Source organism: Paludibacterium sp. (assembly GCF_019232825.1).
Classification (GTDB): domain Bacteria; phylum Pseudomonadota; class Gammaproteobacteria; order Burkholderiales; family Chromobacteriaceae; genus Paludibacterium.
In genome coordinates this window covers 1-16,905 of the sequence record NZ_JAFAND010000150.1, presented here as the reverse complement: position 1 = coordinate 16,905, position 16,905 = coordinate 1, and the positions used below count along the sequence as shown (strand labels likewise).

The 16,905-nt window shown below is 50.0% G+C and carries 28 protein-coding genes; 4 read left to right on the top strand and 24 right to left on the bottom strand.

The features are described 5' to 3' along the window. The 4 genes from JOZ06_RS19705 to JOZ06_RS19690 all read right to left on the bottom strand — a co-directional run. Positions 1–291: hypothetical protein (locus JOZ06_RS19705; protein WP_293235591.1), on the bottom strand; the 291-nt coding region annotated here is incomplete at its 3' end. Further along, positions 288–626, bottom strand: a complete 339-nt coding sequence (locus JOZ06_RS19700; protein WP_293235589.1) for a hypothetical protein — start codon at positions 624–626, stop codon at positions 288–290. The genes JOZ06_RS19705 and JOZ06_RS19700, both read right to left, overlap by 4 nt. After that, positions 623–1,315 (bottom strand): hypothetical protein, encoded by a 693-nt coding sequence (locus tag JOZ06_RS19695; RefSeq protein WP_293235588.1) that lies wholly within the window; start codon positions 1,313–1,315, stop codon positions 623–625. Before JOZ06_RS19695 ends, JOZ06_RS19700 begins: the two co-directional genes overlap by 4 nt. 23 nt (positions 1,316–1,338) lie before the next feature. Beyond that, positions 1,339–1,743, bottom strand: a complete 405-nt coding sequence (locus JOZ06_RS19690) for a hypothetical protein (RefSeq protein WP_293235587.1) — start codon at positions 1,741–1,743, stop codon at positions 1,339–1,341. A 210-nt stretch (positions 1,744–1,953) separates the two neighbouring features. On the opposite strand from JOZ06_RS19690, the gene JOZ06_RS19685 reads away from it, so the two are divergent. Further along, positions 1,954–2,202 (top strand): hypothetical protein, encoded by a 249-nt coding sequence (locus tag JOZ06_RS19685; RefSeq protein ID WP_293235586.1) that lies wholly within the window; start codon positions 1,954–1,956, stop codon positions 2,200–2,202. Here the strand turns inward: JOZ06_RS19685 and JOZ06_RS19680 are convergent. The 3 genes from JOZ06_RS19680 to JOZ06_RS19670 form a co-directional block, all read right to left on the bottom strand. After that, on the bottom strand, positions 2,186–2,482 hold the full coding sequence (locus tag JOZ06_RS19680; protein WP_293235584.1) for a helix-turn-helix transcriptional regulator: 297 nt from the start codon (positions 2,480–2,482) through the stop codon (positions 2,186–2,188). The two genes, JOZ06_RS19685 and JOZ06_RS19680, sit on opposite strands and share 17 nt — an antisense overlap. 99 nt (positions 2,483–2,581) lie before the next feature. Beyond that, positions 2,582–3,301: a tRNA-dependent cyclodipeptide synthase gene (locus JOZ06_RS19675; protein ID WP_293235582.1), complete on the bottom strand. Its 720-nt coding sequence runs from the start codon at positions 3,299–3,301 to the stop codon at positions 2,582–2,584. Next, positions 3,298–3,933: a helix-turn-helix domain-containing protein gene (locus JOZ06_RS19670; protein WP_293235580.1), complete on the bottom strand. Its 636-nt coding sequence runs from the start codon at positions 3,931–3,933 to the stop codon at positions 3,298–3,300. The genes JOZ06_RS19675 and JOZ06_RS19670 overlap by 4 nt, the downstream gene beginning before the upstream one ends. A gap of 362 nt (positions 3,934–4,295) precedes the next feature. On the opposite strand from JOZ06_RS19670, the gene JOZ06_RS19665 reads away from it, so the two are divergent. Beyond that, entirely contained in the window at positions 4,296–4,970 is a 675-nt protein-coding gene (locus tag JOZ06_RS19665) for a helix-turn-helix transcriptional regulator (RefSeq protein WP_293235578.1), read from the top strand. Here the strand turns inward: JOZ06_RS19665 and JOZ06_RS19660 are convergent. From JOZ06_RS19660 to JOZ06_RS19590, 15 genes are all read right to left on the bottom strand, one after another. Beyond that, positions 4,960–5,373: a HEPN domain-containing protein gene (locus JOZ06_RS19660; RefSeq protein ID WP_293235576.1), complete on the bottom strand. Its 414-nt coding sequence runs from the start codon at positions 5,371–5,373 to the stop codon at positions 4,960–4,962. The genes JOZ06_RS19665 and JOZ06_RS19660 overlap by 11 nt on opposite strands. After that, a complete protein-coding gene (locus tag JOZ06_RS19655; protein ID WP_293235574.1) occupies positions 5,370–5,738 on the bottom strand; it encodes a nucleotidyltransferase family protein in 369 nt (122 codons plus the stop codon). The genes JOZ06_RS19660 and JOZ06_RS19655 overlap by 4 nt, the downstream gene beginning before the upstream one ends. Next, a complete protein-coding gene (locus JOZ06_RS19650; RefSeq protein WP_293235572.1) occupies positions 5,735–6,046 on the bottom strand; it encodes a hypothetical protein in 312 nt (103 codons plus the stop codon). The genes JOZ06_RS19655 and JOZ06_RS19650 overlap by 4 nt, the downstream gene beginning before the upstream one ends. After that, a complete protein-coding gene (gene dut, locus JOZ06_RS19645; RefSeq protein ID WP_293235570.1) occupies positions 6,039–6,506 on the bottom strand; it encodes a dUTP diphosphatase in 468 nt (155 codons plus the stop codon). Before dut ends, JOZ06_RS19650 begins: the two co-directional genes overlap by 8 nt. Next, the gene (locus JOZ06_RS19640; protein WP_293235568.1) at positions 6,499–6,681 is read right to left on the bottom strand and encodes a hypothetical protein; all 183 of its coding nucleotides are present in this window, start codon (positions 6,679–6,681) and stop codon (positions 6,499–6,501) included. The genes dut and JOZ06_RS19640 overlap by 8 nt, the downstream gene beginning before the upstream one ends. Before the next feature lie 53 nt (positions 6,682–6,734). Continuing rightward, positions 6,735–7,010, bottom strand: coding sequence for a hypothetical protein (locus tag JOZ06_RS19635; protein ID WP_293235566.1), 276 nt, complete (start codon positions 7,008–7,010; stop codon positions 6,735–6,737). Between the two features lie 436 nt (positions 7,011–7,446). After that, the gene (locus JOZ06_RS19630) at positions 7,447–7,968 is read right to left on the bottom strand and encodes a hypothetical protein (protein WP_293235564.1); all 522 of its coding nucleotides are present in this window, start codon (positions 7,966–7,968) and stop codon (positions 7,447–7,449) included. An 11-nt stretch (positions 7,969–7,979) separates the two neighbouring features. Further along, on the bottom strand, positions 7,980–8,402 hold the full coding sequence (locus JOZ06_RS19625; RefSeq protein ID WP_293235562.1) for a hypothetical protein: 423 nt from the start codon (positions 8,400–8,402) through the stop codon (positions 7,980–7,982). Between the two features lie 13 nt (positions 8,403–8,415). Continuing rightward, positions 8,416–8,847, bottom strand: a complete 432-nt coding sequence (locus tag JOZ06_RS19620) for a hypothetical protein (RefSeq protein WP_293235560.1) — start codon at positions 8,845–8,847, stop codon at positions 8,416–8,418. Between the two features lie 9 nt (positions 8,848–8,856). Further along, positions 8,857–10,764, bottom strand: a complete 1,908-nt coding sequence (locus JOZ06_RS19615) for a hypothetical protein (protein ID WP_293235558.1) — start codon at positions 10,762–10,764, stop codon at positions 8,857–8,859. A gap of 262 nt (positions 10,765–11,026) precedes the next feature. Next, positions 11,027–11,323, bottom strand: a complete 297-nt coding sequence (locus JOZ06_RS19610; RefSeq protein WP_293235556.1) for a hypothetical protein — start codon at positions 11,321–11,323, stop codon at positions 11,027–11,029. An 8-nt stretch (positions 11,324–11,331) separates the two neighbouring features. Next, positions 11,332–11,613 (bottom strand): hypothetical protein, encoded by a 282-nt coding sequence (locus JOZ06_RS19605; protein WP_293235554.1) that lies wholly within the window; start codon positions 11,611–11,613, stop codon positions 11,332–11,334. Beyond that, positions 11,610–11,816 carry a hypothetical protein gene (locus tag JOZ06_RS19600; RefSeq protein WP_293235552.1) on the bottom strand — a complete coding sequence of 69 codons (207 nt, stop codon included), beginning with the start codon at positions 11,814–11,816 and terminating at the stop codon, positions 11,610–11,612. Before JOZ06_RS19600 ends, JOZ06_RS19605 begins: the two co-directional genes overlap by 4 nt. A gap of 132 nt (positions 11,817–11,948) precedes the next feature. Then, complete coding sequence (locus JOZ06_RS19595) at positions 11,949–12,089, bottom strand: hypothetical protein (protein ID WP_293235550.1); 141 nt, start codon at positions 12,087–12,089, stop codon at positions 11,949–11,951. Positions 12,090–12,146: 57 nt separating this feature from the next. Next, positions 12,147–12,353 carry a hypothetical protein gene (locus JOZ06_RS19590; RefSeq protein ID WP_293235548.1) on the bottom strand — a complete coding sequence of 69 codons (207 nt, stop codon included), beginning with the start codon at positions 12,351–12,353 and terminating at the stop codon, positions 12,147–12,149. 203 nt (positions 12,354–12,556) lie between these two features. Between JOZ06_RS19590 and mobC the strand changes: the two genes are divergently transcribed. After that, the gene (gene mobC / locus JOZ06_RS19585; RefSeq protein ID WP_293235546.1) at positions 12,557–13,108 is read left to right on the top strand and encodes a plasmid mobilization relaxosome protein MobC; all 552 of its coding nucleotides are present in this window, start codon (positions 12,557–12,559) and stop codon (positions 13,106–13,108) included. A 41-nt stretch (positions 13,109–13,149) separates the two neighbouring features. Next, a complete protein-coding gene (locus JOZ06_RS19580) occupies positions 13,150–14,355 on the top strand; it encodes a relaxase/mobilization nuclease domain-containing protein (protein WP_293235544.1) in 1,206 nt (401 codons plus the stop codon). A 225-nt stretch (positions 14,356–14,580) separates the two neighbouring features. Here JOZ06_RS19580 and JOZ06_RS19575 read toward each other — a convergent pair whose 3' ends face one another. Together JOZ06_RS19575 and JOZ06_RS19570 are read right to left on the bottom strand one after the other, a co-directional pair. Continuing rightward, positions 14,581–15,450 carry a helix-turn-helix domain-containing protein gene (locus tag JOZ06_RS19575; protein WP_293235543.1) on the bottom strand — a complete coding sequence of 290 codons (870 nt, stop codon included), beginning with the start codon at positions 15,448–15,450 and terminating at the stop codon, positions 14,581–14,583. Positions 15,451–15,804: 354 nt separating this feature from the next. Beyond that, the coding region (locus JOZ06_RS19570) for a hypothetical protein (RefSeq protein WP_293235542.1) at positions 15,805–16,905 on the bottom strand (1,101 nt) is incomplete at its 5' end.

Below are 16,905 nucleotides of genomic sequence, written 5' to 3'. Positions count from 1 at the left end.
CAGGCCACTAGTCTCTAAGATTCTGTAAAGCCTTTCATCCGACTTGTGGGGATTGACCCCCACAGATTCGTAATATGGCACTAACCAGCTATAAGCACCGTCAACTACAACCAATTCATTGACGCAGGCAGGCAGGCTTGCCAGCGTTTGCGGCAATATATCCCAATCATTAAACACCGACAGATAAGCGCTAACATTAGGGCGCTGACCTTGTACTTTCTTGAGTGGTCGTAGCGCCATAACGTAGCGGCGGCATTCATTTATAAGTCGTGCCGCCTTTCTCGGTATCATCTTTTGCGCTCCGCATAGTAGCGGATCGCCGCCAGAGTATATTCAAGTTGCTTGACCTTACGCCCCTGCTCTAACGACTCCTTTCTAATCTGTTCTTGCACAAACTCCCAATCTTCCGGCGTCAAATTGTTGTGGAATGTCATAAACTTCTTTTTAGGCTTGTGTGGCTGGCGACTTGGCCAACCTGTTTCATCGGCTAGTTTGTCAAGGCGGGCGCGTTGCCCCTTCTCTATCTGGCCGCTAACCTTCTTTTCAAACTTCGGAAATTCAGGCATAGCCACGGCTGGCGCAGGCGCTTCTACATCAAATGGATTTATGCGCGGTGTCCTAGTCATGCGGCCCCCTTATTAGTTTCGGTTTCTTCTGTTTCTGCGATAGTTGTCATTATTTCTTTTGCCAACTCATACGCATTGATTAGTGCCTTTTCGATACTCGGCACTTCTTCGCGTGTTAGCGCCTGTAGTGGTTTCATATATGAAACCACACTCTTAAAGGCCTCACGTTCATTCAGTTCGTTCTGCAATACAGGGATTCCGGCCTGTATTAATGACGCCTGAATATGTGTGAGGTTGCGGGCGCGAATTGTCGGACTTGTGCGCGTCAACAAAACAGCAAAGTTTGTTTTGCGCGCCGTCATCCTCTCTTGATCGCGCACCAACTTAACCGCCTTATTCGCTTCTATCGCGTCTAAAGCACTTCCCTGTGTTGGGATAATGACAAAATCAGCCTGCGAAATCGCCAACAACACAATCTTTGCTTTTGTGCCTTCGAGATCCACTATAACAATTTCAGATTGTTTTTGTGCGCCGTCTATTTTGTCCAGTATGTTTTCTTCGTCCACATCGGAAACGATTTGCATTTTATCAGGCACATTGCCGCCCTTCCCCCATACCGCAAACGGATGATTAGGGTCGGCGTCGATCACGGTGACGCTATAATGATCGACTAATGTAGTTGCAAGTATGAGCGCGGTTGTTGTTTTTCCCGCGCCGCCTTTCGGACTTTGTAGAACAATAACAGGCATGGTTTTTTATCCTCTTGTGTTGGTTATTTTGTTTTTGTTGGCGCGTATTGCGCAGCATCGAGTGCGGCCTGCACTAACTCAATTTGTCGTGGTGTGCCGTTCTGTTTTACGAAGTCGGCTATATCTTCCAGTGCCGCTTGCATTTGTTGGGCGGCGGCCTCAAGATTCTTTTTCCGCCGCGCCTCTAGTTGTTTTTCGGCCTGCTGTATTACGAAGGCTAGGGCTTTGCGTCGGGTTGTTTTTGCTTCGCCCCCATACATGTAACCAATGCTGTGCATTCTCTGCCCATGCATTTGATAATGCCCATATTCAACGCAGTAGGGTTTGCCCCCCGCATTGGTAGGTACGCCTTTGGAAAGTGTTAGGGTTACACCATGTTTTTCTAAAGCCGCCCTGAATTGCTCAAGGGTTAAATCGCGTTGCTTCATACACATACCCCCTTTGTTTGTAGACTTGTCTAGGTGTCTATTCGTATATCAGTATATATATAGACTTGTCTAGGTGTATATGCATAGACAAGTCTACACGTAGACATATTTAGGTGTCTATTTATAAACTTGTGACCAGATTACAACACGGTCTTACTTGTAGTTTTTTTATTTTCCTGTATATGATCCAGCACAGACAAGGGGGGCGCTATGCGTAGACACATCGGAAGGACCACGGAAGTTTTTAATGTGCGTGTAACGCCCAAATTCGCGCAAGAATTACGCATTGACTCCGTTACGGAAAACGTCAATCAAGGCGACATGATTGAGCTTGCGTACAACTTTGCGAAAGGTAGCAAGCAATTCAAAAAGTGGCTACAAAAGCAAAAAAGTGGGTTGGGTTCACAGGAACAAGCCCCTAAAAAATCGAATAAAACCAGCACTAAACCGACGACATAACACCAAGCGCCGCCGCACCAGCTGCCCCAACCGACAGCGGAGGGGGTATAAACCCACAGCATAACGCCAAAACAGCCGCATGGCCCTTGCTTGTAGCGTTCATTTTTTTGCAGGCGGCTTTTATGTAGCCTCTTACGGTTTCGATTGATAGGCCCAGAATATCACTAATCGCCTGTGCGTCTTTCCCTTGTGCTGTCAGGGCTAAAACGTGTTTTTCCCTGTCAGTCAAATGACCGTTGACGATATAGGTTGAGCCGTTGCGCGTTTCGATTAGAAGCATAGAAACCCCCGTTTTTATTGGTTCGCCGCGTATTCTGCGGGGCAGGGGGCTTGATTGCATTGATGAAAATAAGCGGATTCCGCTAAGGGTGTTTGCGCTTTACGCCACTTGCGCGGCGGTTTGTGGATTCCGTAAAACGCCGTCTTTCTTTCTGACGAAATCTAACCGCGCCATGTAGCGGGTCGTCAGGCCGCCCAACCCCTCCGGCAGCGCCTTGCCTTGCAAATAAGCGCTGGCTTGTAGCTGTGGTGATGGATAAACTTCTGCGGCGGGCATTTCCGCGCATTGCATGGCAAAGACGGCCAATTCTTCAAAAATATAGCGCTGGCTATGGGCCAGAAGTGAGCAGGGCGCGGACGCACCGCCCGCCGTTTTGCGTTGCAAAAATCCTTGGGCGTCGGCCTCAATAGTCTTTAACAGACCTAAGCCGGATTCCTCGGCGGCGAACCACACCAGCTTGCTATGAATGTCAGTAAAACAAGGGTTTTCTAGCCATTCATTCCAACGCCTGATTTTACAATCTGCCTTAATCCCCGATAACGTTTCATGGTTGCGGCCTACCCACAAAGCGCCCTCGGCCTGCGACACACGAAAGGCTTTTTCTTCGTTCATGCCGTAAGCAATCAGATTATGACGTTGCAACGTGTCAGCAACACTTACATGCACCGTTTTTATGTTTTCATTCCTATTGATCCACTCAACAGCGGCGGCAAGCTTTGCCCCTTCGTGATACTCACGGCCCACGGAAATCATGAGGCGTATAGAGTCGAATTTACGCCACCCCGCGCCGCCGCGCACCCTGACCGCGTAGCCCGTCATTTACTCACCCTTACGCGGGGCAGGGAGGCCCACAACAAATTGAAAATCTTTCTTTGGGCGTCGGCCACAGGGGCGCTTGCAATGATGATAGCGCCCGCTTTTTCGCCTTGTAGATCCGAAAACATGGAGGCGTAATAATCACCATAAACAACTGATACAGTGTTGTTAAACAGATCCGCAGGCGCACCGCGATAATCTCCAACTGGATAATGCAACACCTTGGGCTTTTCGTGGGTTATGTAGCGGCAGAGAATGCCTGCCGCACGAATTTTCTGCATAGTCTCAACCACAACAGGCGGGCTTTTCGCATTATCGACAAAAAAGAAATCGGCGGTTTGCCCTGGCTTGCCTTGGCATTTTTCTAGAATATCCAACTGGATTTTTAAGAACGTATCATTTCCCGCAATCGTGCGGATTTGTTCGATACGCTTGTTAACCCCTGTCGATCCGATGAACTCGACACCATATTGCCCCAACACATCGGCCAGACGATCAAGCGTTGAGGCGCGGGCGGTTTCCCCATCTTCTGCCCGTCTTATAGTTTGATCCGATAGATCCGCATGACGGGCTAGGTCGATAGCCGACCACCCTAAAAGCGCCCTTGCCGCTGATATTTGCCGCCCTGTTATCATGGTAACACCGTTTTTTATACAGTTATTGTTTTATAAACCATGTTTTGAATGTTTATCAAGCCCAATATTCTTAATAATAAAGACTAATGATATATTTTTATACAGTTATTGATAATAAAACGTTGTTTTGGATTGCTTTCAAGGTTTTGTGGCGGTTATCGTCCACAAATCGAAACAAACTTACGAGGGGCAGGCATGGTTAGCTACTTTGATTTCGTAAATCTCTACGGGGAGAAGTCGGCCAAGGATTTATGCAAAACGCTCGAAATTTTGGCCGCCAATAAGCCTAATTTTAATTCCGCTGTTATCCCCCTAAAAACATCCGACCGCTTCCAGCGGGCTTTTAATGCGGTTTGTGGGGTATGACCATGTTTTTGATAACAGCCCGTCAAATTAAAGCCGCCCGTGGCCTCTTGGATTGGTCGCAAGATGAGTTGGCCGCCGCGTCCGGCCTGTCAGGTGCTACCATCCGATCATTAGAGGCGGGGAGTATTTCACCGCAGAGCTTGCGCAAGGTTCAGGCCGCTTTAGAAGGCGGCGGGGTTGCCTTCTGTGATAATCAGGGCGTTACCCTTCGCCAACGAGGCACAGTTTGCCTTGAGGGCCGCGACGCAACAGCGCGTTTTCTGGCAGACTTGGAAGGCCGCACCGCTGGCGGCAGCACCGTTAGAATTGTCTCACAATCAACGGCGCACATTATGGCCGCGTTTGGCATTACAGCCGGCGACACCAAACCGCTAACGCGCCTTGCCGAGAAATTTGATTTTGAATGCGTGACAGGCAGCGCCCCCAGTGAGGGCTTGTTAGAAGATTTTTCAGTGCGATATCTGCCAAGGCAGATCATGAATCCGTCATCTGTTATCATCTACGGAGACAGCGCCGCGATTTTCAGACCATCAACAATCGGCACAATGGACTATTGTGTTTTTCACATTCTTTCTTTTGTTGGCGCGTGGCGCAGCGAGTTTGCCGCACTATGGAATAGTGCGATTCCGGTTGTTGTGCCAATAAAGGCGGGGATTAAATCTACAGCGTAGCGGCTGGCGGTTTGTTATCAGGCTTGAGGGTAGCTTTTGCAACTATGTCGATTAAGGCCGCAGCCTGTTGCAGCATATAATCAGCCTCTTTTTTTGTCGTACCACTGGCGTCCGTCTTGGCACCATAGTCATATCGTTCTTTCAAGGCAAGGCCCATTGTCAGGGCTTTTTTTACCGGATCAAAACGGCGATCATCTTTGATAATTTTATTGTATGCGCCCTCAATTCTTTTATGGCGCTTGTGTTTTATGTTGTGGTGTATCAACCACGCATTTGCAGCATGTAAGGCCGCTAAATAGCCGTCACGCGCCGCAACGGCGTGAAAGCCATACTCATAAATCTTTTGCGCTTCGCTTAAATGAAACTTCGCCAGACTTAGCGCGGCTTCTGCTTCCGGCTTCATATCTCCACACCCTCGCGGCGGATCTCGTACATAAGCGGGATTTTCTGGCTGTTGTATTCCTCGGCCAGAAACGCTTGCGGGGCGATCAACTCGCCAGTGTTTTCTAAAATACTCGTTGTTATGTCCGTTATCCGGTCTAATTCCACCAGCAGGCCGTCGAAGCTTTTAAGAAAAACTGCAACGTCCCAATCTGACCCCGCGCCACTGTCACCACGCGCCCGCGAGCCGTACAGAACCAGACGGGCTAGCTTATCACCGTAAGCCGCCTCAAGTCCTTTCCGCAGTTCGATTAAAATAGGCGCTGTTTTTTTCATAGGGCCATTATAGCCCCCTTTGCTTAATTTTTCTAAGGTTTCATATTTCATTGGATTATCGGAGCCTTTAGGAGGATGTCACGCGCAAAATACGACGGGCGGGCCAGCTCGGCGGCGCGGATTGGAAAAATGGAAAAACAGTGGCCTGTTTGCTCAATGATTTTCATAGTTATTTCTGCAAGCTGTTCGCATTCGGCTTGTAGATCCTCGAAGCTGTTAATGATAACAGCAACACAACTTATACCAGCAACCACACCGCGACGTTGTGCCGTGTAGTCGATAATTTGCACAAGGTTGTTGCCGTAAGCGGGGCGCAGAAGTCCGGCCAACAAATCAGCAGGGCGGGCAATCCTAGACATTACCACACCCGCCGTAGCCCGTAGAGCCAAAGCCACCCGCACCGCGTTGCGTGTCTGGCAGGGCTGAAACTTCACGCCACTTGATACGCGGAACAGGCATAACAAGCATTTGGGCTATACGTTGGCCGCGCTCAACAAAGTAAGGCTGGCCGGAGAAGTTAGCCAGAATAACCCCCAATTCACCGCGATAATCTGAATCTATCGTTGCCGGACTGTTGAGGACGCAAACCCCGTTTTTCATTGCAAGCCCTGATCGGCTTCTAATTTGCAGTTCGTAGCCAGCGGGCAGGGCCACAGCCAGCCCTGTAGGGATTAACGCCCGCAGGCCGTTATTGATTGCAACTAAGTCAGGAATAGCGGCGTATAAATCCATACAGGCCGCGCCTTCCGTTGCATAGGTTGGTAATGGTAAATCGCTCGCGTTGTCGAGGCGCTTAACGTCAATAATGATTTCAGTCATGTTTTTTGCCTTTCTTGTTGCAGTCGCTTGTTTTGGGAATGTAGGCCGCTGGCGGCTTGGCGCGTTTGATATGCGCCGAGAGCCGCTTAAACTCGTCTGTTCCCACTAAGAGCGCGATAGCGGCGGGCGGGGTCTGGCAAAGCATGGCGATAAAGTCATAAGTGCTAATCGGCATCCTAACCGTTACCATTCTCTCAGTTGTAAACCCCGCAACCATCATAATGCCCCTTACTCATCTATGTTATCCATGATTGCAAAAGCTTCGCCTTCGTCGTCCTCATCGAATGCCGCAGGCTGGCCGTTGTTTGTTTTTTTCTTTGTTCGACGCTCACGGATATAAACATCAACATCGACGGGCGGCGCGGCAAAGAAGCGTGTATTCACCCCGCCGCTTTGTGCATCGAAGGCAACACCTATCGGGTAATATCTAATTCGCTCTTGACCGCCTGCCGTGTATTTACGGGCAATCAATACATCATAGATTTTCTTTTTATCTTCGCTCATTTAAGCCCCCCGCATGTTGTTATAGGTTTCAAATCCACAACCGTTTTTCCTGATGAACTCTTGTTCACACAAAACTTTCAGGCGGTTGCTTGTTATGCCCGCCCTTCGGGCATATTCCTCGATTATGGGCGCGGCATGGGGCTGCGAGAGCGCCGCGCCGTGACGATTCACCATAGCGTTGACAATCAAAGGCAGGCGCAGATCACAAGACATAGGATGCCCTCGCGTTTTCCTCTGGGGTTGTCCTGTAGCGCCGGAAATATTCGGCCCTTATTTGTTCCTGTAACCACCCCATACGTAGACCCAAAAGCCTAGCGATGTTGTTAGCGTGTGGGCACTCTGAAAGATTGCCGACAACCTCGCCTTGCCGTTCGACGTAACCACGTATGACGCGGTTTATTAAGTTATCAAATTGGGTGATTACCGCCGCCATGCGTTACGGCTCCACGCCTTGCGTCTGTTGCTTTGGTGCAGCGCAACGGCGGGCTTGGTTTTCGGCAAACCTTTGCTGACGGTAAGCGCAATAACTTTCTACACCATGTTTTTTTGCGGCTTCTGGATTTTTATGTGCCCATTCTTCGTAATCCACCATAACGTCTATTTGCAACACGGGATCTAACACCGAGTAGCCGCCTTGCCTTGCGTACCATGGGACTATCTTGTTTTTTTCTAAATAAACATCCGTGTTAGCTATAACTGCCCGCCCGACCTCATCCCTGCGCTTACTTAGAAGGTAAACAATCGCCAAATTTTCACCACGGGCGACGTGATTGACTGGCGTAGCTTTTGCCGCGTCTATCATTTCATCACGCAGCGCATCGCAGGTTAAAGCACACTGCATTAAAACATCGAGAGGCGTTTCCTTGTCTATAGCCATATATGCAGCCGCCCAACGATCTTTTTTGATCGCGTCTATTGTCAGGCGTTCCGTCATTGGTTGTTCAAACAAGTTTTGCATGGCCGACCCCCTTACAGATGGAACCCGTAGCCGAAGCGGGCTAAACATGAATTTCTGATACGTTCACGCAACGGCGCGTTAGCGTCGTACTGAACAAGGGGAGCCGCTTCTAAAACGGTTTCATGGTGTCGCCGCCCGTAGAATGTCTCTGCATAAATACCGCCAGCGCCGTAAACGATACGGGGCGGGGCGCTGCGGGATGCTTCATTCTCACAGTAAGCGGGAACGTTTGTTGTGACCGCATACCCCGTTGGCGCAATTACAACAGGCAGGCCTTGTGTGTACACCACAGGCGCGGGGCCGCGTTCATAGACAACAGGGGCGCAGGCCACAGCAAGAAGCGCCAACAGCCCCACGGCAACCTTTTGCGCGGTTTGTTTGGCGGCGGTTAAAACCTTCCCTATAGCGTTGAATAATAGCTTTATACCCTTCATGTTCTCCCCCCTTCTAAACTCCGATTGCGAACCAGAAAAAGCTTTGAACTGTGCAGAGAGCGACAGCAAAATTAGTCAGGCTTGTGGTGTTGTAGGTTGCGGCGCATGTGCTGCTAATCCCGCTGTTGTTGCCGGACGCCAGAACCGCGATAACATATTTACTAAACGGCTTTGCGTAAGTGACGCCGCAATTTTGGACGCCACATCCCGCAGATTGGCCCCATTGCAGCGTTAAACCACCAGCAAGCGAGATCCACCCAGGATTTGTTAGGCTCATGTCTGTATGCACACACTGAACAGATAGATCGTTAGTAACGGAATCCTTATGCAACGTGAGCGTGTCACCATCTTGGCACTGATCCACATTTTGCGGCGGAAATACTTGCCCAGCCATTGCTGGCGCAGATATGAAAATAAGCAGGGCGGCCAAAATGATTTTATTCATGTTTCCCCCTCAACTACCGACAGCGAACCAGAAAAAGCTTTGTTGCGTACACAAAGCAGCGGCAAATCCTGTTTTGGCGGTGTTGTAGGCAGCGGCACAGTTGTTACTTGTGCCGCTGTTGTTGCCTGTCACCATCACCGCATAAACCGCCGAATTGAACGATTTTGGAAAAGTGACGCCGCAATTTTGCGCCCCACAAGCAGCGGCAAGCCCCCATTGAAACGTCAAGCCACCAGAAAATGAAACATAGCCATTAGTGCCTAAGCTAATCGCCGTAATTGTTGCCGCGTTCGTTATTGCTGTTGCAACAAAGCTATCTGTTGCAATGGCGGCTGACGTATCCCCCGCCGTTTGGGTGGGTGCTTTGGGCGTTCCTGTGAGTGTTGGGGAAACGCTTAAAACAATGGAGCCTGTGCCTGTTGTACCGTTCGACAGATTACTAGCGGCAATCTGTGCGCCGCTTACCTGATAAGTTCCTGTTGTGTTAAAGTTGCCTGCCGTAACGGTTCCGGTGACGTTTTCCGATCCTGTGTTAGTCAGGCTTGAAACTGTGGTTGCGCCTGTAAAGGTGCAATTAGTAGAACAACCGCCACCGCCCGTTACTGGTTGGCCGTTAACGGTGAGGGTTTGGAATGTTCCGGCGTTGGCCGTAACGGTTCCAGTGACGTTTTCTGATCCTACGTTAGTCAGGCTTGAAACTGTGGTTGCGCCTAGCGTGGCTGTACCCACTGAAATCGTTTGGAATGTACCTAAACCGCCTGCCGTCAGGTTGGCGGTTGTCTTAATCGACCCCACAACGTCAAGCGCCGCTGTCGGGTTGTTTGATCCAATCCCTACACCATTACCAGCCCACGCTGTCAGCATTTGGGTGCTGTTGGCCCATAACGCAACCTGATTTGTGCTTGGATTATTCATGCCGTTGCTCGGCACATCCGATGACTGCACCTGTACCTTACGCGCAGAAAGACCGCCGTTAACGGTAACCTGTTGGGCACCATCAATATTGATCGCCTGAACGCCGTTTGTGCTGAAATCTAGCCTATTCGTTCCCGCCGAATACATGCCAACAGTAGGCGGCGCAGAAGTAAGAGCCACCGCATAATTGTTAGCCGTCACAGCCCCCGTTGCGGCTAGCGTCGTTACAGACGCACCACCCCCATAAAAAGCAGATGAGGCCGTGATATTCGCAGCCGTTATATTACCATTTGCAATAATGCCGCCGCCTACCGTAATACTACCCGCCGCCGTAATATCGCCGGAAGGGTCAATAACAACCTTTGTTCCTGTGGCACCGTAACTAGCGTTGCTCGATGCATCCGTTTGCCAGACTGCCGCCCTGTTGATTAGAGTGGCAACCGACACGGTAGTTATGACATTATCAGCGGCGGCAGTTGTCGCGCCGCAGTTGGTTTGCAGATTGCCAGACGGTCCGGCGCTGATAATCATAAGCGCATTACTGGCTGGCATGCTGCGCACGTTTTCCCAACGGCAAATAATGTAATTATGGCCGTAAGGATCAAGCACCTTTGCGCCTGAATTAGCCGTTAGAACGCCGACTTCATAAGGACTGCCGCCAGCCGAAGCATTCGCCGCATTAGTCGGCAGGGTTGTGCCGACATAGCTTGCAAGTGTTGTAAGTGCTACAGGAGCATAACCGCACACACTGGACGCACTGGATGAGCGCGGGGGGCAGACCGTCGCCGCGTCCGTACCTAATACAGACTGCGCCGACAGGGTTATGACTGTTGCGTTTAGATCCGACTGTAACGCCAGATTTTTCTGGACGGAGTTGTTTACACCGAGTAGTTGCAACCCGCCCTGCGTTATGACCATTGCGCTTACCCCTGCAATGCCCAAAACAAAAAGCAGGGGTGCAACAATAAAGCCGCGTTGATTGAGCAGGCGGGCGCGTGTCATGCCTCGCCCCTCTCTGCCGCACGTCTACCCTGATTATGGTAAGCAACAGCCAACCCATAACTAGGGGCGGCAACGCTATGCGCGTTGCACGCCCAACACCATGCCGCGTGTAAATGAAAGTCGATTTCTTCAACAACAACACAAGCGCCGCAAGCGCAATCTAGGGGCTGTTCAAAAGCCCCACCAACCTTAACGACATAAATTTTTTCAGTAGAAAAAATACTGTCTAGGTTGTCGTTTGCGTAGGGCTTGCCGCGAACCTTCATGCGCGGCCCCCAACTGTAGCGTTACAAATCTGGCGCAAAAAACCTAAATCATGGTGACCATTCTTTGCACTATAAGCGAAGAATGTGAGCGCCTCGACATAATCGTTTTTGATCGTGGCGCAGCGTGTCGCGCGACGATAAAGAGAAAGACCACCATCATTCCATATTTTAGCTATACGTGAGCGCTGATGCGTATAGCCGGACTCATTGCGTAACACACTATCAATTTCAAAAACTACATTACGCGCCGCTGCAATAATTTCGCTTTGTGATCTTTCACTAGCTATGGTCATTTTTCCCCCTACGGTTGAGGCGGTTTTGTGAAAATAGCGGGGCGCAACTTCATCGCCCGCCCGTCCTGAAACTCAAAATTTTCGGGGCGCAACGGGTACTCTGGGGTTGCCCTAATCACTTTCTTTGCTTCCCTAATTGCGCGATCACTAGCCGGAACGGCAAAAATATTAGGGTCGGTAAATGTTGCGTCCATTGTCGTCGTGCCAACGATCCGCACAGCCTCATATTTGCCGCCACAACGAACAGGCAGGCGGCACAACAGGGCGTTTTCAGGCTTTTTGTCGCTCATTTAAGCCCCCGTTTATTTTTAATTGTGGCCGCTGCCGTTCTCGATCTTGTGGCCTCTTTCTTTGCGGCCAGAATTTCCTTTTCTATATTCGCCATGCGCAAATTAACCTGCGCAAGGCGTGTAGAAATTTCATGGTATGCCCATGCACAGTAAGCAAACAGTAGGGCTGTAATCGCCGCTTGGCAGGCAATGTCAGTCATCATTGTTCCCCCATCAAAACAGACAGGCTTGAAGCCACACGCACCAATGAAATACCAAGAAGAAAGCCAAAGCAGAGAACCGCCGCCGCAAACGGCAAAAGCGTGTTGATGCGTTGACGGAGTTCCGTTGCGCCGTTAGTCATGAGGCAACAGCACTGTAGATGCATGGGCCTGCCAAGCATAATCTTGCTTAGTCAGCGCTTTGCCGTTCCAAATCGCGGTGGCAGCCATTGCTAAAAGAACAACAGCAAAAAGAATATTTTTCATACCGATCATTTTAAGCTTCCCCGTTGCCTGATAGCCACAGACTAGCAAAGGGGGCTTAAAATTGTGTTACTTGTAGTTTAGTAGTCTTGTATTATTTTTCTGTTTTTTACGGTTAATTTTTACTTTATTTTTTCTAGCTTCCTTGCGGAAACGTGTTAGCAATTCAACATAACGCCCGATAGTTAACCCCGCCTTGGCGGCGTCTTTTTTAATGCCGCGGCGTGTGGCTTTGGAAACCTTAAAAGGCTTTATAATCGTTGCTTTGTTAACCATGGCGCACCCCATTTTTCCCTTGCTAGTCTGTGAAAACAACATGCACTTTTTTGGTACTCACTCACAACCCCCCGTTCTCGGGGGATCGGGATTTTGGGAATCTATAACATGGATTTTAAGGGCCGACCAGATAACTTTGTAGTTTTGTAGAATTGTCGTTTTTGTAAATATACCATTAACGCTGGCATGTTATTTTTAGGGGCATGGCAAAGAAAGAATTTTCTAAAGTGTCTAAAAAAATCGCAGGCCGCGCCCGGGATGGGGCGCGGGCTGATAACCCCGAAGAATCTAAAAAAATTTTGGGGGGCTTCGCGCAAGTTGTGGCAGAGCAATACCGTAATTCGGTTTGCTCGTCCTACTTGGCAGGGGCTACACCCCATGCACCCCGTAGAGGGCCGCGCCCGAAGGGCGATAGAATGAGTCCGGCAATGTGTAAAATGCCGCCACCTCTGCGGCGCGATTTTGAAAAGCTAGCAAGAGATTGCGGGCTTTCCGTTTCTGCCATGCTCCGCAAACTGGCCGAAGAGGCCCTAGGCAGGAAGCCGGAAGAATTGCCGTTTGCATACCCAAAATTTTTAATTACAGAGCTTCGGGCGCTATCCGTTGAGGTGTCCAGACAAGGCAATAATATTAATCAAATAGCAAGACACCTTAACGCGCATGGAACCGATGAAAGCAGCATGTATGCCCGACTAGTGATCCAGCACTTGCGGCGCGTCGAAGATGCCTTTGACAGGATGAAGGGGCCGCGCTAACCATGTTCATAAAAACAAAAAGGCGCGGCGGGTTTCCAGACATGGGCCGCTATTTGTTAGGCGCGGGCGAGTATAGAGAAGAAAACGAGTTTACAGAATTTTTATACTCAGAAAACTGCCAAGGCCGCAGAGATATGCGGGCAATTATGGCACATATGTTTGAAATTGCTTACCCGAAAATGACGCAGAAGATTAGGCCGCTGCAAAAGCCTATAGAGCATTTTTCGATCAGGACGAGAGAGGGCGACAAATTGACGCCGGAGCAGGCGTTAGAAACGGCCCGCCGTGTCATTCAAGAGGCAGGCTACGAAACTTGCCCTTGGGTTATGGCGGCGCATATCAAAGACGGACACAAACACTACCATGTTGCTGTTTGCCGCGTCGATTATAACGGGCAGTTATTTGACCCCCTCATGCGCCCTATATGCAAGCGCATAGCTGATGAACAGGCGGCGCGGTATGGATTCAACCCCGCAGATGGCGGAACCAAAAACAACAAGCGGTTTACAGCATCACATAAGCGCGTTTTTGACCTCTGGCGTGCCTGTGAACTGATGACGCCGGAACAACGGCTAAAAACCTTTATAGAAAACCGTTATTTGCCCGCCCGTGGTGATCGCGGCCAGCTCGTCTTTGTGGACATGAACGGCAAGGCAATAGCCCTTTGGCGCAACCCGAAATTAAAGGCCGAAGGTTATAGCGCGGGCGTATTTCCCGCACTTTTCGGCTTCACACCTGAAAAACTTGCGGCCTTACCTACAGTTAAGGAAGTGCAGGAACAACAGTTAATTATCACAAAACAGAAAAGAAAGGCGGGCGCGTATGACTTCTACACGCGATCAAGGCATAGAAACGGCGGGAACTTACGCCATGACCCACTGCGCAAATTGCGTCCATGGCTGGGTGCGAAAGTCAAAAGACAAGACATTCATAGTTTGTCAGGCCGACGGTGGGGAAGTTTGGCAAGAGATGGTTTATTGCAGCATGTACGAAACAAAGCCAATTTAGGGCAAACCGCCTATGACGCGGCCATGCTTGGGCTAGCCGAACAGATAGAGGCGATTGAGAAAGATAGCAGCCTTTCCCCCATGGAAAAACGCCTAAGAGTTGCCAGCCTTATCAGGTGGAAAAAACGGCAGGCACAGATTGCACGATTCCGCGCCATTGAAGCCGATAACCTAGAAGCAGAAAAACAGCGAAATGATGAGCGCCGACAGATCCAAGAAAGCCGTTTAACACGTTCCTAAAACCATAAAAACAGATTCATTTCTAAACCAGTAAGCGCGGCAAGGCGTATAGCCCGAAGGCAACTTATAGCGCCCGCGCCGCTTAAAGCGGCGCAGAAGGTGCGCAGACCAGACCGCGCCTTAGCGCGGTTCATTTTATGCTTTTACTGCTGTGTTGTGCGTGTTTGTCCAGTTATATATAAGAACGTTATTAGAGTTGTTGGCGGTTTGTGTCCTCTCGCTTTCCTAATGTTTTTCACGATCTGCGACAGCTAAAAACAGCTTGCCGAATTGCGCGGCCAATGGGTCTATATCCTCGGCCATACTGGCGGCAGCGGCGCTTGTCGTAGCATGTTCTTTTATGTCTACATCAAAACCGTAAGGGTATGTTTTGGCTCTCTCGCCGTAGTCCATGGCGGCGCCGGGCGCTTCTTTGTCGTTATATCCTGCCCGCCAGCATTCAGGCGGCAAGATGGTGTAAAGGTTGCTTAACTGGCGTAACAGGAAGCCGCCCCCTATCTGTGGCACTCTCAAGCAGCGGCGCAGTTTCGTTATAATTCCCAAAGCTGTAAGCGCATTAAGCGCCCGTTTAACGCACGTTGTACCAAGGCCACATTTGCGGGCTATGGTTGCAATCGTGGGGAATAAGCGCCCCGTGTGAATGTTTGGGAAGTCTGTGCAAAGGCTTTCTAGGACGCGCAATGCCCCCTGCGTCATGGTCTTGGGCTTCTCGGCCCGCCATTGTCGCGCCGCCCTGTAGATTTTCAGCAGCCTTTTACGCATGATTGCGGGCGGAATTTGTCGCCCTGTCGCCTTAACTTCCTCGTAGTTATCAACACGCATCGAGCCAGACCAGACGGCATGAGATGCATAGGTTTTTGGCAGGCTTGGGCTAAAGGCTAGTAAAGCTTGCATGTTTTGAGTTCCCTTCACAGTTGCGCCTGCGGGCATGGGAGGGGTTGCAAAAGACAAGGCTTTATCGTTGCGAAAAATATACTTTTCCGCTTGCGCCTTCTCTCGTTTTATGGGAAGATGCCTCTGTTCAGGATGCACCGACCCACTATTACAACCCCCGCCCGCCAAGGCGGGGTTTTGTTTTTCTGCACTGTCCAGCACTTTCTGAGCCGCTGATAATCTACTGATTCTAGTTTTTTGACCATACCCCCCAATTTAGGGGGCGACCTGTATTATCTTACAAAACTACAAGTAAGATAATTAAATTCATGTTAAGGCCGCGCGGCGCTTTTTCTGGTTCCTAGATGTTGATTTCATTGCGGAGTCGAAATAGGCGCATAATGGCGTATTATGTTAAGGGTTTTAGAATATCTACGAAGTATCAAAAGCCGACTTTTTCCACCGCGACGGTTTTACTTGATTTCCACAAGTAATAACTACCCCCTGCCCTGCCAGTTTTACTTGCCCCGCCATTCTGGCGCGGTATCCTTGAAGCTCTATATGTAGAGGCCAGACCTAGACGAAAACGCCGCGCATGTGTGGCTTATCGTCCTTATGCTGAATAGAAATTTCCAGAACGCGCCGGACACATCCCTGCCCCGCCGTGTCTTGGATATGCAGCGCGGCCGATTTTTCCTTGATGATTGGTTGCAGGATGATCGCCTCATAATGAGGGGCTTCCGGCCTGATCGTGTGAATTATTGCCCTTACCTGTGCGGGCCGATCGTCAAAGGCAATCTTTAGTTTGCGCTGACTAATCGAAGGCAATTCAAAATATACAGCTTCACCGCTGATAATTTCAAAACCGCCTGTTGGGCGCGGTGTGGCCTGTCTGAATTTTTCATACAGCGGCGCAAGGATCGCACGCTGTTCTTTCGATAGCGGCGCGGCCTGCAACTTCTCCGCAACATTTAACTTGTAGGTTCCGATCACAAAACGGCTGTTAGCCAGCGCGTTTTTGAATGCTGTCGGCTGGATCGCCTTAAAGTAGTCGCGCACCTTGTCGGTCCCCTTGCCGTTGGCGCGAACCCAATTTGTTATATAGAAAGCGGCGCGGGTGATCGCTGTTGCTGGCGTGCGCCAATGTGTCAGGTGTGCAGCAAATGCAACAGGTCGCCCGTAGGGGCGAAAACGCGGCCTTTGCAATGTCGGCAGCGCGTCAGTTGTTAAAACCAACTCCAAATAGTGATTATGGTCTGACGCTGTTATTTTTTCTTTGTCGAAAAGGAAGCATTGCCGCGACAATGGCCGCCTGTGACGTGTTATCATTGTTTTTTCGTCGTACATAATCGGCCATGTCATCTCCGCGACGGCTTCGACTCTGGCAAAAAAATCATCTAATACAGCGTCATCAAAAAAATATATCTCATCGGCATCGACCCGCAAAACATAGCGATTAGTGCAGGCCGTAAACCCTGCCACGCGCTTTTCTAATTCGTTTTTCCAGATTCCAGCAAGCACCCTGTAGCGCAGGCCACTAGTCTCTAAGATTCTGTAAAGCCTTTCATCCGACTTGTGGGGATTGACCCCCACAGATTCGTAATATGGCACTAACCAGCTATAAGCACCGTCAACTACAACCAATTCATTGACGCAGGCAGGCAGGCTTGCCAGCGT

Coding starts and splice junctions, on each gene's coding strand:
- dut (WP_293235570.1), bottom strand. CDS start 6,506: ATGACTGAAATCATTATTGACGTTAAGCGCCTCGACAACGCGAGCGAT.
- JOZ06_RS19695 (WP_293235588.1), bottom strand. CDS start 1,315: ATGCCTGTTATTGTTCTACAAAGTCCGAAAGGCGGCGCGGGAAAAACA.
- JOZ06_RS19655 (WP_293235574.1), bottom strand. CDS start 5,738: ATGAAATATGAAACCTTAGAAAAATTAAGCAAAGGGGGCTATAATGGC.
- JOZ06_RS19605 (WP_293235554.1), bottom strand. CDS start 11,613: ATGAGCGACAAAAAGCCTGAAAACGCCCTGTTGTGCCGCCTGCCTGTT.
- JOZ06_RS19690 (WP_293235587.1), bottom strand. CDS start 1,743: ATGAAGCAACGCGATTTAACCCTTGAGCAATTCAGGGCGGCTTTAGAA.
- JOZ06_RS19700 (WP_293235589.1), bottom strand. CDS start 626: ATGACTAGGACACCGCGCATAAATCCATTTGATGTAGAAGCGCCTGCG.
- JOZ06_RS19620 (WP_293235560.1), bottom strand. CDS start 8,847: ATGAATAAAATCATTTTGGCCGCCCTGCTTATTTTCATATCTGCGCCA.
- JOZ06_RS19640 (WP_293235568.1), bottom strand. CDS start 6,681: ATGCCGATTAGCACTTATGACTTTATCGCCATGCTTTGCCAGACCCCG.
- JOZ06_RS19660 (WP_293235576.1), bottom strand. CDS start 5,373: ATGAAGCCGGAAGCAGAAGCCGCGCTAAGTCTGGCGAAGTTTCATTTA.
- mobC (WP_293235546.1), top strand. CDS start 12,557: ATGGCAAAGAAAGAATTTTCTAAAGTGTCTAAAAAAATCGCAGGCCGC.
- JOZ06_RS19670 (WP_293235580.1), bottom strand. CDS start 3,933: ATGATAACAGGGCGGCAAATATCAGCGGCAAGGGCGCTTTTAGGGTGG.
- JOZ06_RS19610 (WP_293235556.1), bottom strand. CDS start 11,323: ATGACCATAGCTAGTGAAAGATCACAAAGCGAAATTATTGCAGCGGCG.
- JOZ06_RS19665 (WP_293235578.1), top strand. CDS start 4,296: ATGACCATGTTTTTGATAACAGCCCGTCAAATTAAAGCCGCCCGTGGC.
- JOZ06_RS19580 (WP_293235544.1), top strand. CDS start 13,150: ATGGGCCGCTATTTGTTAGGCGCGGGCGAGTATAGAGAAGAAAACGAG.
- JOZ06_RS19650 (WP_293235572.1), bottom strand. CDS start 6,046: ATGTCTAGGATTGCCCGCCCTGCTGATTTGTTGGCCGGACTTCTGCGC.
- JOZ06_RS19590 (WP_293235548.1), bottom strand. CDS start 12,353: ATGGTTAACAAAGCAACGATTATAAAGCCTTTTAAGGTTTCCAAAGCC.
- JOZ06_RS19680 (WP_293235584.1), bottom strand. CDS start 2,482: ATGCTTCTAATCGAAACGCGCAACGGCTCAACCTATATCGTCAACGGT.
- JOZ06_RS19625 (WP_293235562.1), bottom strand. CDS start 8,402: ATGAAGGGTATAAAGCTATTATTCAACGCTATAGGGAAGGTTTTAACC.
- JOZ06_RS19675 (WP_293235582.1), bottom strand. CDS start 3,301: ATGACGGGCTACGCGGTCAGGGTGCGCGGCGGCGCGGGGTGGCGTAAA.
- JOZ06_RS19595 (WP_293235550.1), bottom strand. CDS start 12,089: ATGATCGGTATGAAAAATATTCTTTTTGCTGTTGTTCTTTTAGCAATG.
- JOZ06_RS19635 (WP_293235566.1), bottom strand. CDS start 7,010: ATGAGCGAAGATAAAAAGAAAATCTATGATGTATTGATTGCCCGTAAA.
- JOZ06_RS19630 (WP_293235564.1), bottom strand. CDS start 7,968: ATGCAAAACTTGTTTGAACAACCAATGACGGAACGCCTGACAATAGAC.
- JOZ06_RS19685 (WP_293235586.1), top strand. CDS start 1,954: ATGCGTAGACACATCGGAAGGACCACGGAAGTTTTTAATGTGCGTGTA.
- JOZ06_RS19615 (WP_293235558.1), bottom strand. CDS start 10,764: ATGACACGCGCCCGCCTGCTCAATCAACGCGGCTTTATTGTTGCACCC.
- JOZ06_RS19600 (WP_293235552.1), bottom strand. CDS start 11,816: ATGATGACTGACATTGCCTGCCAAGCGGCGATTACAGCCCTACTGTTT.